The 12013-nt window shown below is 64.0% G+C and carries 10 protein-coding genes and 1 other RNA gene; 3 read left to right on the forward strand and 8 right to left on the reverse strand.

Going from position 1 to position 12013, the window contains the following annotated elements:
- Positions 1-53: 53 nt before the first annotated feature.
- Positions 54-803, reverse strand: a complete 750-nt coding sequence (locus OKC41_RS00195; protein WP_010675078.1) for a class I SAM-dependent methyltransferase — start codon at positions 801-803, stop codon at positions 54-56.
- A gap of 228 nt (positions 804-1031) precedes the next feature.
- Between OKC41_RS00195 and OKC41_RS00200 the strand changes: the two genes are divergently transcribed.
- Positions 1032-1517: a VOC family protein gene (locus OKC41_RS00200; protein WP_201893740.1), complete on the forward strand. Its 486-nt coding sequence runs from the start codon at positions 1032-1034 to the stop codon at positions 1515-1517.
- 85 nt (positions 1518-1602) lie between these two features.
- Here the strand turns inward: OKC41_RS00200 and gcvP are convergent, their stop codons facing one another.
- The 6 genes from gcvP to OKC41_RS00230 all read right to left on the reverse strand — a co-directional run bounded on the left by gcvP (position 1603) and on the right by OKC41_RS00230 (position 9958).
- Complete coding sequence (gene gcvP / locus OKC41_RS00205) at positions 1603-4479, reverse strand: aminomethyl-transferring glycine dehydrogenase (protein WP_201893739.1); 2877 nt, start codon at positions 4477-4479, stop codon at positions 1603-1605.
- Between the two features lie 232 nt (positions 4480-4711).
- Entirely contained in the window at positions 4712-5101 is a 390-nt protein-coding gene (gcvH, locus tag OKC41_RS00210) for a glycine cleavage system protein GcvH (protein ID WP_010675081.1), read from the reverse strand.
- 76 nt (positions 5102-5177) lie between these two features.
- A complete protein-coding gene (gene gcvT / locus OKC41_RS00215) occupies positions 5178-6275 on the reverse strand; it encodes a glycine cleavage system aminomethyltransferase GcvT (RefSeq protein WP_010675082.1) in 1098 nt (365 codons plus the stop codon).
- A gap of 381 nt (positions 6276-6656) precedes the next feature.
- Positions 6657-7877: an FAD-dependent 2-octaprenylphenol hydroxylase gene (locus OKC41_RS00220; protein WP_010675083.1), complete on the reverse strand. Its 1221-nt coding sequence runs from the start codon at positions 7875-7877 to the stop codon at positions 6657-6659.
- 100 nt (positions 7878-7977) lie between these two features.
- On the reverse strand, positions 7978-9201 hold the full coding sequence (gene ubiH, locus OKC41_RS00225) for a 2-octaprenyl-6-methoxyphenyl hydroxylase (protein WP_201893738.1): 1224 nt from the start codon (positions 9199-9201) through the stop codon (positions 7978-7980).
- Positions 9202-9388: 187 nt separating this feature from the next.
- On the reverse strand, positions 9389-9958 hold the full coding sequence (locus OKC41_RS00230; protein WP_201893737.1) for a UPF0149 family protein: 570 nt from the start codon (positions 9956-9958) through the stop codon (positions 9389-9391).
- Positions 9959-10131: 173 nt separating this feature from the next.
- Here OKC41_RS00230 and zapA point away from each other — a divergent pair, with 173 nt between their 5' ends.
- Both zapA and ssrS read left to right on the forward strand, forming a co-directional pair.
- Positions 10132-10464, forward strand: coding sequence for a cell division protein ZapA (gene zapA / locus OKC41_RS00235; RefSeq protein WP_010675086.1), 333 nt, complete (start codon positions 10132-10134; stop codon positions 10462-10464).
- 16 nt (positions 10465-10480) lie between these two features.
- Positions 10481-10663: non-coding RNA, 6S RNA (ssrS, locus tag OKC41_RS00240), on the forward strand.
- A gap of 134 nt (positions 10664-10797) precedes the next feature.
- Here ssrS and emrD read toward each other — a convergent pair.
- Complete coding sequence (gene emrD, locus OKC41_RS00245) at positions 10798-11997, reverse strand: multidrug efflux MFS transporter EmrD (RefSeq protein ID WP_039038746.1); 1200 nt, start codon at positions 11995-11997, stop codon at positions 10798-10800.
- Between the last annotated feature and the right edge of the window lie 16 nt (positions 11998-12013).

Here is a 12013-nt window from a genome sequence, read left to right on the forward strand (position 1 = left end):
CTCGCCATCACTGGCGGGGGCCTTTTCACTGCGGATGTCAGCGCTGAACGGGGCTACACCCGGCCACTGTAGACCAGGGTGCAATAGTTGAAGGCTATCTTGCCGTCAACGGCATGGCGAGCAAACTCGCGGCGAACGAGCGCCGTCATCTGATCGTGGGCCGGCGTGCCCGCCACAGGCGCATAGGAGGAGGAGTTGAGCCGTCCAAGCACCCCGTCAAGATCGAACAGCTGGCTATTCTCGAAGCGATCGAGCCGGTACTCCCCGGTGAAGAAGGCGCGAAAATCCGCCTCACCGAGGTTGCGATGATTGACCTCCTCGTAATCCCCCGAGTAGGCGTGCAGCCCCTCTTCATAGGCCTTGAGAAACGGGGTGTTCGTCAGCCTGTCATTCCAGATGAGGGCGACCTGGCCACCGGGCTTGAGCAGCCGCTGGCACTCCTGCCGAAAAGCCGCGCGATCGAACCAGTGAAACGCCTGGGCGACCGTCACCAGATCCATCGCCCCCGTGGGCAGGCCCGTGGCTTCCGCACTGCCGTGCAGCCAGCCGATGTTCCCCACCTGAGCGAGCAGCCGTTTGGCGGCAGCCCGCATATCGTCATTGGGCTCCACCGCCCAGACCCGCGCGACCCGGGGGGCCAGCAGGGCGGTCAGGATGCCGGTGCCCGCGCCGATGTCCGCCACCTGGGCCTCTGGCCCCATGGCCAGCTCCCTTGCCAGAAAATCCAGCATGGCGGCGGGATAACCGGGCCGATATTTCACATAGGCCTCGACCCGGGTCGAGAATCGCTGGGTACTGTCCATGGCAGACTCCTCTCTTGCTGCGGCCTTCATGCCGGCTCCCGGCCTGGTGACCAGGATCCCCATGCCACTACACTTGACCCCATCATGCAAGCCCCAAGCGGGTGGCAAACGGCGTACAGGCTGGCTTGCCACCCAGCAAAACAGCAGGCGCTGCGGGCGGCAGGATACCCATCGGGGCGCCCGCTCACGGGCGTCGAAGGACAAACACCAGGATGGAGCTGCGACACAATGAGACCAGTCAAGAACAGGATTTGCCTCTGGTATGACGGGGATGCCGAGGAGGCGGCACGATTTTACGCCAGCCTCTTCCCCGACTCCGCCGTCGGTGCCGTACACCGGGCCCCGGCCGACTATCCCGCCGGCAAGAAAGGGGACGTGCTGACGGTCGAGTTCAGGGTGATGGGGATCCCCTGCCTCGGCCTCAACGGCGGGCCCGGGGTCCGCCACAACTGGGCGTTCTCGTTTCAGGTGGCCACCCAGGACCAGGCCGAGACGGATCGTTACTGGCACGCCATCATCGACCATGGCGGTCAGGCGAGCGAGTGCGGCTGGTGTCAGGACAAGTGGGGCATCTCCTGGCAGATCACTCCTCAGGTCCTCACCGAGGCGATAAGCGATCCCGACCCCGAGGCAGCGAGGCGCGCCTTCGAGGCCATGCTGCAGATGGGCAAGATTGATATTGCCACCATCGAGGCGGCGCGCCGGGGCGAGTAGACCGTTCGCACGGACGCCGCACACAACAAGGCCACCCCTGGGGGTGGCCTTGTGCATATTGGCTGTCAGTCCTACAGCGCCGCGATTACTTGGCGTAATCCTCGGTGGGCACGCAGGAGCAGAACAGGTTGCGATCGCCATAGACGTCGTCGATGCGGTTGACCGACGGCCACAGCTTGCTGGCGCGCACGGCGTCGGACGGGAAGACCGCCTCGGCGCGGCTGTAGCCACGGTTCCAATCTGCATCCATCACGTCGTCCTGGGTGTGCGGCGCATGGACCAGGGGGTTGTCGGCAAGGCTCCAGTGGCCGTCCTGCACCCGGGCAATCTCGGCACGGATGGCGGTCATGGCTTCCACGAAGCGATCCAGCTCGCGCTTGGATTCGGATTCGGTCGGCTCGACCATCAGGGTGCCCGCTACCGGGAAGCTCATGGTCGGCGCGTGGAAGCCGTAGTCCATCAGGCGCTTGGCCACGTCCATCTCGCTGATGCCACTGGCTTCTTTGAGCGGGCGGATGTCCAGAATGCACTCGTGGGCCACCCGACCGTTGCGACCTGTATAGAGCACGGGGAAGGACTCGCCGAGCTTCTTGGCCAGGTAGTTGGCGTTGAGGATGGCGACCTGGGTGGATTTCTTGAGCCCCTCGTCACCCAGCATGGCGATGTACATCCAACTGATGGGCAGGATGCTGGCCGAGCCGAACGGGGCGGCAGACACGGCGCCGTTGTCACGGCTCTCCTTGTCGGTCTTGACCACGGCGTGACCGGCCACAAACGGTGCCAGGTGTTTCTTCACGCCGATGGGGCCCATGCCCGGACCACCACCGCCATGGGGAATGGCGAAGGTCTTGTGCAGGTTGAGGTGAGACACGTCCGCGCCGATAAAGCCTGGTGCCGTCAGCCCGACCTGCGCGTTCATGTTGGCGCCGTCGAGGTACACCTGACCACCATACTGGTGAACGATGTCGCACACCTCCTTGATGGTCTCCTCGTACACCCCGTGGGTGGAGGGGTAGGTCACCATCAGGCAGGAGAGCTGGTCTCCGACCTCGGCGGCCTTGGCCCGCAGGTCGTCCAGATCCACGTTGCCTGCCTTGTCACAGGCGGTGACGATGACCTTGAGGCCCGCCATCTGGGCGGAAGCCGGGTTGGTGCCGTGGGCAGAGGCCGGGATGAGGCACACATCGCGATGCCCCTCGCCGCGAGACTCGTGGTACTTCTTGATGGCGAGCAGGCCCGCGTATTCGCCCTGAGCGCCGGAGTTGGGCTGCATGCAGACCGCATCGTAGCCGGTCACCTTCACCAGCCAGTCTTCCAGATCTGCCAGCAGCAGCTGGTAACCCTGGGTCTGCTTGAGCGGCGCGAAGGGGTGCAGCTTGCCGAATTCAGGCCAGGTCACCGGGATCATCTCGGCAGTGGCATTGAGTTTCATGGTGCAGGAGCCCAAGGAGATCATGGCGTAGTTCAGGGCCAGATCTTTCGCTTCGAGACGGTGGATGTAGCGCAGCATCTCGGTCTCGGAGTGGTACTTGTTGAATACCTCGTGGGTCAGCACGGCGTCGGTGCGCAGCAGATCCTGCGGGATCGCCTGATGCGTCTGGGCGGCCCGGTCGAGGGCCTCCACATCGAGGCCGTGACCCGCCCCAAGGAACAGGTCGAACAGCTCGGCCACATCCCCTCGGGTGGTGGTTTCAGAGAGGGACACACCGACCGCACCATCGAGATCCGCACGCAGGTTGATGCCGAGCCCCTCGGCCTTGGCAATGAGTGCAGCCTTGTCCGACGTCAGTACTGTGAGGGTATCGAACCAGCTTCCGTGCTTGAGGGCCACGCCCTTGGCGGTAAGGCCGAGCGCCAGGATGGTGGTCAGACGGTGCACGCGGGAGGCGATGGTTTTCAGCCCCACCGGGCCGTGGTAAACGGCGTAGAAGCTCGCCATGTTGGCCAGCAGCACCTGGGCAGTACAGATGTTGGAGTTGGCCTTCTCGCGGCGGATGTGCTGCTCGCGGGTCTGCATGGCCATGCGCAGGGCGCTCTTGCCACGGGCATCCTTGGAGACGCCGATGATGCGACCCGGCATGGAGCGCTTGTAGGCATCGCGGGTGGCGAAGAAGGCGGCGTGGGGGCCACCGTAACCCATGGGCACACCGAAGCGCTGGGCACTGCCGAACACCACGTCGGCACCCAGTTCACCTGGGGATTTGAGCAGCAGCAGGGAGAGCATGTCGGTCCCGACGCAGGCCAGCCCCTTCTGGGCCTGGACGGCGGCAATGAGGGAACGCAGATCGGTCACATTGCCGGTGGTGCCCGGGTACTGGAACATGGCACCGAATACCTCTTCGCTCACGGCCTCGCCCGCAGGGCCGACCACCACATCGAAACCGAAGTGGACCGCGCGCTCCTTGACCACGTCGATCACCTGGGGGTGAACGTCGTCGGCCACGAAGAAGAGGTTGGATTTGGATTTGGCCATGCGCTTGGCCAGCGCCATGGCTTCGGCGGCGGCGGTGGCTTCATCGAGCAGGGAGGCGCTCGCCAGATCCATGCCGGTGAGATCCAGGGTGAGCTGCTGGAAGTTGAGCAGGGCTTCGAGACGGCCCTGGGCCAGCTCGGGCTGATAGGGGGTGTAGGCGGTGTACCAGCCCGGGTTTTCCAGCACGTTGCGCAGGATGACGTGGGGCACGTGGGTGTCGTGGTAGCCCATGCCGATGTAGCTCTTGGCGATCTGGTTCTTGGCCGCATAGCCCTTGAGCTTGGCCAGGGCCTCCACTTCGGTCATGGGGGCGCCGATACCAAGCGGCCCCGGACGACGGATGGCGGCGGGGACCGTCTGCTCAATCAGATCGTCCAGGCTCTCGGCCCCCACGGTGGCGAGCAGGGCCCGTAGTTCTTCCTCACCCGGGCCGATGTGACGGCGGATGAAATCGGTTTTTTGCTCGAGTTCAAACAGTGACTGGGTCATTTCCCTATTTCCTGGTAATAGGTCCTGGCATGACATCCTGATAACCAAGACCTGATGTTCCTGTAGCCGGTCGATACCGGCTCCACTCATGTTCTGTGTCCGCCGCGGGCAGACGGGGAATGCGGCAAGGGCATCCCGACGGCGCAAAGCCTGCGCCCTTCCTGCAACCGCCATGGCCGCAGGATGGCAGTCATACAAGAGGGCCCTGCTGTGTTGGCAGGGCCCGGGGGCATTACTCTTCGTCCACCACGTTCTGGTAGCCTTCGGCATCCAGCAGGTTGGCGAGCTCGCCCGCGTCGTCCAGCTTGATGCGGAACAGCCAGCCAGCGCCGTAGGGGTCGGAGTTGACCAGCTCGGGGCTGCCTTCCAGCTCTTCGTTGACGGCCAGGATCTCGCCGCTCACCGGGCTGTAGATGTCGGAGGCGGCCTTGACGGACTCCGCCACGGCGCAATCTTCACCGGCGCTCACCTGCTTGCCCACTTCCGGCAGATCGACGAACACCATGTCCCCCAGCAGATCCTGGGCGTGCTCGGTGATGCCGACCACGGCTTCGCCGTTGGCTTCAACACGGACCCACTCGTGGGAGGTGGCATATTTCAGTTCGCTCGGGATATGGCTCATTTGTGCTTCCTTTATGCTCTTGGATCGCTTCAACAAAAATGGGGCGGCGAAGGTCAACCCTCACCGCCATCAATGATTACACCAACGGCTGGCCGTTGCGCACGAAGGCCGGCTTGGTGACTTTCACGGTGACCTGCTTCTTGCGGATCTCCACCTGGGCCTGTTCGCCGATATCACGGGGCACCCGCGCCAGGGCAATGCTGTAACCCAGGGTGGGCGAGAAGGAGCCGGAGGTGATCACCCCTTCCCGTGTCTCGCCGCTCTCGCTGGTGAAGGTGACCGGCATGCCGGCACGCAGCACGCCCTTTTCTTCCATCACCAGACCCACCAGCTTGGGCTGGTTGCCGGCGGCCTTCTGGGCTTCCAGGGCGGCGCGGCCGATGAATTGGCGGGAGGCAGGCTCCCAGGCCAGGGTCCAGGCCATGTTGGCGGCGAGCGGAGAGATTGACTCGTCCATGTCCTGACCGTAGAGGTTCATGCCCGCTTCCAGGCGCAGGGTATCACGGGCACCCAGGCCGCAAGGGGCCACGCCGTTGTCCAGCAGGGCCTGCCACAGATCGCACGCCTTCTCCTGGGGGACCACGATCTCGTAGCCATCTTCGCCGGTGTAGCCGGTGGTGGCGATGAAGAGATCCCCGGCCTGCACACCGAAGAAGGGCTTCATCCCTTCGACCGCCGCATTCTGCTCGGGGGTGAACACCTTGGCCGCCTTGGCCTTGGCGTGGGGGCCCTGCACTGCGATCATGGCAAGCTCGGGGCGCTCGGTCACGCTCACGGCAAAGTCGATGGCGTGATGGCGGATCCAGGCCAGATCCTTCTCGCGGGTGGCGGAGTTCACCACCAGGCGGTAGAAGGTATCGGTCAGGAAGTAGGTGATGAGGTCATCGATGACGCCGCCTTCCGGATTGAGCATGCCGCTGTAGAGGGCCTTGCCGGGGACGGTGAGTTTGGCCACATCGTTGGCCAGCAGGTGTTGCAGGAAGGCTTTGACCCGCTCGCCGGTCAAATCGACGATGGTCATGTGGGAGACATCGAACATGCCTGCATCGGTGCGCACCACATGGTGCTCTTCCAACTGGGAACCGTAGTTGATGGGCATCTCCCAACCGTGGAAGTCCACCATCTTGGCACCCGCTTCCAGGTGTTTCGGATGCAATACAGTAGTCTGGATCATCGCTGTGTTTCCTTAAGCGTTCGCGACAACACTCGCAATCCGCCCCGGCTCGTCGGGAACTACGGACCACAAGCTCTGTGCTCGTTCCCGCCCGGGCGGGCAGGAGTGATTCCTTGAACGGAGCGGATTATATGACAAGCGTGCCGGGGCACCGCTCAAAAAAAACTAATCCTCACCCAACTCACTGACACCAGACACTAAGGCAAAAACAGTGATAAAAACAGCCAAAACCGCGCCATTGCGGGATTTAATGTTGATTTTTACCGTCCCGTCACAATTTACAGAAAAACGTTTCGCTTCTCGCCAACATTAAAGGCTGACACCCCGAAGGGGCATCTCGCCCTGTCAGATTAGTTTTTTTGTCAAAACCCCGGGGTAATATTAGATTTTTTCACCTTTGGCCAGGGTGGGCAGCTCCCCATCCAGCCCCATGGCGGCCCGGATCATGCCCTGCTTGAGGGGACCAAGACCGTCGACGGCGCGAAGCCCCACCCCGCGCACCAGCTTCTTGAGGGGGTTGCTGCCCGCAAACAGTCGCTTGAGCCCCTCCATGGCCGCCAGCATGCGCGCCGCCTCGCTCTTGCGCCAGCGCTCATAGCCCCGCAGGTTGGCGAGCAGGCCGATGTCCGCGCCCTTGCCGTGATGAATGAGGATCTGCTCCGCCAGGGCGGCGGCATCCAGCAAGCCCAGATTCACCCCCTGCCCCGCCAGCGGGTGGATGGTGTGGGCCGCATCCCCCACCAGCACCAGGCGCTCGCGGGCAAAGTCGCGGGCGTAGCGGGCGGTGAGCGGAATGGCGCTGCGAGCCCCCTCCACCTTGCACAGCCCGAGGCGCCCATCAAAGGCGGCGGTGAGCTGGCGGTTGAAGCCGTCGTCATCCAGGGCGCAGAGCGCCTCGGCGCGGGCCGCGGGCACAGACCACACGATGGAGCAGAGGTCGGGCTGCCACAGGGGCAGGAAGGCGAGCGGCCCCTGGGGGGTGAAGATCTGGCGCGCCACCGCCTCATGGGGTTCGGCACAACGCACCGTCGCCACCAGGGCGTGATGACCGTAATCCCAGCTGGTGAGGGGAATGTCTGCCTGACGGCGCACCCAGGAGTGGGCGCCGTCGGCGGCCACCACCAGCTTTGCCGAGAGGGCCTGGCCATCTTCCAGCAGCAGCAGGGCGCCCGCTGGCCCGCACTGCAGGCTGGTGGCCCGGGCCGGGGTCAGCATCTGGATATTGCTGGCCCCCGCGATGGCGTCCAGCAGCGCAAGCTGGATCACCCGGTTCTCGACGATGTGGCCAAGGGCCCCCTGACGCAGGCTGGCGGCATCGAAATCGATGTGGCCGAAACTGTCCTGCTCCCACACCTGCATCTTCTCGTAGGGCTGCAGGCGGCGCGCCACTATGCCGTCCCAGGCGCCGACTCCTTGCAGGATGTGCTGACTCGCGAGGCTCAGGGCACTGACCCTGTTGTCCGGCGTCTCACCGAGCGTTGCATCGGGCAGCCGGCCTTCCACGATGGCCACCTTGATCGCCCGGTTCTTGAGGGCGGCAGCGAGCCCCAGGCCCACCATGCCCCCCCCCACGATCACCACATCCACATCTTGCATCTGCATTCTCTTGTGTCCTTTCCGGGCAAGTCGCCAGGATCTGCGAGGCGACGCCCACAGGCGTGCCTCTTGCTCGAAATCGTCTTTGCCGCCGGGGCGACAGCGCTTATTGGCCGCACACCTCGCCCACGAATCCCAGGGTGCGGGAGGCGAGCGGTGCCTTGATCCAGGGCACTCTGCCCATCAGGGAGAGCGCCAGATTGCGGCCCACCACCAGGGGAGCGTGATGGTTTGAGAAGAGCTGGGCCAGGGAGGATGTGAGCCAGACGGTCTGGGCCTGATCGTCCCGCCGCTGCTGCCAGTAGCCGCTTAGCACCTCAAAACCGCCGATGTCTTCCCCCGCCGCGAGCGCACGGGCCAGAGTCCGGGTCAGCACGTCCAGATCCCGCATGCCGAGGTTGAACCCCTGACCGGCGATGGGGTGCAGCAGGTGGGCGGCGTTACCCACCAGCACGGTGCGCTGGGCCAGCGGGTAGTCGGCCACCGTCAGCACCAGCGGATAGAGGTGGCGCACGCCGGTACGCTCGATGCGCCCGAGGCGCCAGCCAAAAGCCTGCTGCAGACGGGCGAGAAAGGCGGCGTCATCCAGTGCAAGCAGCCCCTGTGCCTCGTCCCGCGGGACGCTCCACACCAGGGAGGAGAGGCCGTCCTGCATGGGCAGCAGGGCCAGCGGCCCTCCGTCGGTGAAGCGCTCGAAGGCCCGTCCGGCGGGATCCTCGGCGGTCTTGACGGTGGCGATGATGGCGCTCTGGCCATAATCGTGGCGACTGACCGGCATCTTGAAATGCTGGCGCACGAAGGAGTGGCCCCCGTCGGCCGCCACCAGCAGCCGGGTGCGGTAGCGCGCGCCCCCCTCCAGGGCGAGCGTCACTCCCCCCTCGTCGGGGTCGATGGCCGCAAGCCTGGCCGGGCACAACATACGGATCTGCGGGCAGGCGGCGATCGCCTCTTGCAGCACGATGCCCGCCGCCGACAGCTCGATCACCTGACCGAGGGCGGGCAGGCCATACTCCGCCGCCGACAGCCGGGTCTGGCCGCAGTGGCCCCGATCCGACACATGGATATGGGTGATGGGGGAGCAGTGGGGCGCCAGGTGCGGCCAGAGGCCGTGACGGGCCAGCGCCTCGCAGGTACCGGCGGAAAGCGCGATGGCACGGGCATCGAAACCGGGATGAGCATTGAGCTCGGGCGCACTCGCCTCCAGCAGCAGGATCTGCAGGGGGGCACCATCCTGTCCTTTCAGGGCGGCAAGGGAGAGGGCCAGCACGGCACCGCTCATACCACCGCCGACGATAGCCACGTCGACGTGAACCAGATCAGATTGAGACATGAGAAGAGGGCATAGGCGAAAAAACGTGGGCCAATCCTACCACAAAGGTGGCGGACGGGATGCGAAGCCACGGGCAAAAAACCGCTTTGGCACCATGGGTTAGCAGAGTACCTCCCCTGCTCTCACCCCTTGTAAAACAGAAAGAGCGCCGTGATGCGCTCTTTCATTGACCCGCTGGGCGGGCAGATCAGTGCAGGGTCGGCGGCGTGCTCGGCGCGGCCGGGCGCTTGCCAAACTCCTCGAACGCCATCATGACTCCGAGGCGCACGTGTTCGTAGAGCACCAGGAAGGAGGCTTCGTTCTCTTCATCTTCCTGATCGAACTCGGCAGAGACCTGGGTGATGCTGGCGATGTCCTGAATCATCTCCTGCAGCTCTTCGGATGCCTTGGAGAGCTCCTGTTGGACCACGCCAAAGCCGGCCAGGAAGGCCTGGGACCAGTCCACCAGCGAGTCGATGCGCTCATCGAGCGGCGCCTCGTCGCTTGGCAGCAGCAGCTCGACGCCCTTTTGTGCCATCAGGCTCTCGATCACCTCGTGATAGAGGTCGGTCATCACCTGGCGCACCGGTGCCGGCAGACCGAAACCGTCGTTGATCAGATCATTGAAATGGGGCTGCCAGCTTTTGTCGTCCAGGACCACGCCACCGCACACCAGGCCGCAGATCACGCCATGGGCCTCGACGGCCGTCGCCATGAGGTCGTGCTGTGCCATCAGGTCCGCCACGGCGGCGTATTTCAGGGGGTTTGTTTTGCTCATCTAGGATCCGCTCAAAGTTCAGGCAAATATGCAGAATTTATGGCCGAGATCCTAGCATTCTCCCCCTGCCAGAGCCAGCAAGGCCTTGAAACTTCTGCATCTGCGCTATATAGTCCCGCCCAGTTGTCCACGTGGATAAAGGCGGAAATCAGCCCCGCCGTATTGAGGAAGGCATGAGCATAGAGGCCGTAGAAATCGTCATTCTGGGACGTCCCTACAAGGTGTCCTGTCCCCTGGGACAACAAGATGCCCTGCGCCAGGCCGCCGACCAGCTGACCGACAAGCTCATCGAGCTTCGTCAACGTTCCAAGGTCTCCAGCAACGAACAGCTGGCCGTCATGGCAGCGCTCAATTTCTGTCATGAGCTCTGCCTTGAAAAAGAGAAAAACCACCAATACTCTGAGACCATGGACAAGCGGATCAAGATGCTGCAACGCACCATCGAAGCCGCCTTGATCGAGCACGGACAATACGGTGAATCCAGCGAAGAGGCGCAACAGCCCTAATCGCACCGAGTTTTGAAATTCCCTGGAGTGTTTGTCAGCCGGTTCAAGTCCCCGAGCCGATATTCATACCAAACAGGGGGTCTGCCTTCTGGCTATTGAGCATGCTCGGCCCGACCGAGAAGCCTGCGGCCAGATTAGATCTCCGCCTTGAACCGACGGTTCAAGGGCCCAAACCGGCAACGGCATCTCCGGGGTACCTACCCAAAAAAAGCCCGTCATCACGACGGGCTTTTTCTTTGCCTGCGCGGCAACTCCCTTCCACTCGCCTGCGGCGTCTCGCCACCTGGCAGGAGGCAGTAAAAAGCCCGCCAACGGGGCGGGCTCTTGGCCGTGTCAGACGGCCATCTGCTCGTGGGGCGCGCCGTGGTGGCGCAGCCATACAAAGCTCAAGGCCACGATCAGCACCATCACCGTCATGATGGCCCCCAGGGTCACCTGCCCCGTCATCGGGAAGCTGGCGGCCAGCAGGGTTACCACGCCAGCCCCCAGATTCTGCATGCCCCCGAGCACGGCTCCCGCGGTGCCAGCCTGGCCCGGGAAGGGCTCGATGGCACAGGAGGTGGCGGTCGGATAGAGGATGCCGCTGCCAATGAAGTAGACCGCAGCCCCGCCCACCAGGGAGGCAGCGCTCACCATGCCGAGCAGCCCGGGTACCAGGATGATGAGCGACCCCAGGGCCAGGAAGGCGATGCCAAGGCGCATCAGCTTGCCCTGGCTCAGGCGAAAACTCAGTCTGGCGGAGAGCCAGGCGCCGAACAGATAACCGGGCAGCGGCAGCACGAACAGCACGCTGACGGTGCGGGCACTCAGCTTGAGCACGTCCCCCAGCAACACCCCGGCCGCCGCCTCGAACACCGCGAGGCCGGCAAAGGTGGCCATCAGACAGAGCAGGTTGCCCTGAAAGCGCGGGTTGCCGAGCACATGACGATAGGCGGCGCCCACCCGCAGCGAATGCTGGCGGGCGGATGCTGGCAGCGTCTCGCCAAACCAGGCCAGCAGCGCCAGGGTGGTCAGGGCACCAAAACCGAACAGGAACCAGTAGCCGGCACGCCAGTTGAACAGCTCGGTGAGCCAGCCGCCCAGCACAGGTGCCAGCAGAGGGGAGAAGATGACCCCCATGCTTACCAGGCTGTTGGCACGGTTGAGCTCGGCGCCACTGTAACGGTCGCGCATCACGGTCCGGCTCATGGCGCCCCCTGCCCCGGTGCCCAGCCCCTGGATCAGGCTGCCCGCCAGCAGGGCGGTGAAGCTCGGGATCAGCTGGATGGTGAGGGTGCCGACCAGGAAGATCATCATGCCGATGATGAGCACAGGGCGACGACCGATGCGATCCGACAAGGGGCCATAAACGAACTGGGAGAGGCCGTAGGGAATGAGGTAGCAGGCCATCACCGCCTGCAGCTGGCCGGAGGCCACATGGAAGTCCCCCGCCATCATGGGAATGGAGGGCACATAGAGGGTCTGGGTCATCTGACCCACGGCGACCATCAGAATGGTCAGGAAAAACAGGGGATAGAAGCTGTGCCGATACATATCTCGTCCGAAAAAG

The organism is Aeromonas sp. QDB17, from assembly GCF_027705305.1.
Classification (GTDB): Bacteria; Pseudomonadota; Gammaproteobacteria; order Enterobacterales; family Aeromonadaceae; genus Aeromonas; species Aeromonas caviae.

What these genes read in the sequence shown, in the direction of transcription:
- OKC41_RS00195 (WP_010675078.1), bottom strand. Translation starts at nt 803, where the DNA reads ATGGACAGTACCCAGCGATTCTCGACCCGGGTCGAGGCCTATGTGAAA.
- OKC41_RS00200 (WP_201893740.1), top strand. Translation starts at nt 1,032, where the DNA reads ATGAGACCAGTCAAGAACAGGATTTGCCTCTGGTATGACGGGGATGCC.
- gcvP (WP_201893739.1), bottom strand. Translation starts at nt 4,479, where the DNA reads ATGACCCAGTCACTGTTTGAACTCGAGCAAAAAACCGATTTCATCCGC.
- gcvH (WP_010675081.1), bottom strand. Translation starts at nt 5,101, where the DNA reads ATGAGCCATATCCCGAGCGAACTGAAATATGCCACCTCCCACGAGTGG.
- gcvT (WP_010675082.1), bottom strand. Translation starts at nt 6,275, where the DNA reads ATGATCCAGACTACTGTATTGCATCCGAAACACCTGGAAGCGGGTGCC.
- OKC41_RS00220 (WP_010675083.1), bottom strand. Translation starts at nt 7,877, where the DNA reads ATGCAGATGCAAGATGTGGATGTGGTGATCGTGGGGGGGGGCATGGTG.
- ubiH (WP_201893738.1), bottom strand. Translation starts at nt 9,201, where the DNA reads ATGTCTCAATCTGATCTGGTTCACGTCGACGTGGCTATCGTCGGCGGT.
- OKC41_RS00230 (WP_201893737.1), bottom strand. Translation starts at nt 9,958, where the DNA reads ATGAGCAAAACAAACCCCCTGAAATACGCCGCCGTGGCGGACCTGATG.
- zapA (WP_010675086.1), top strand. Translation starts at nt 10,132, where the DNA reads ATGAGCATAGAGGCCGTAGAAATCGTCATTCTGGGACGTCCCTACAAG.
- emrD (WP_039038746.1), bottom strand. Translation starts at nt 11,997, where the DNA reads ATGTATCGGCACAGCTTCTATCCCCTGTTTTTCCTGACCATTCTGATG.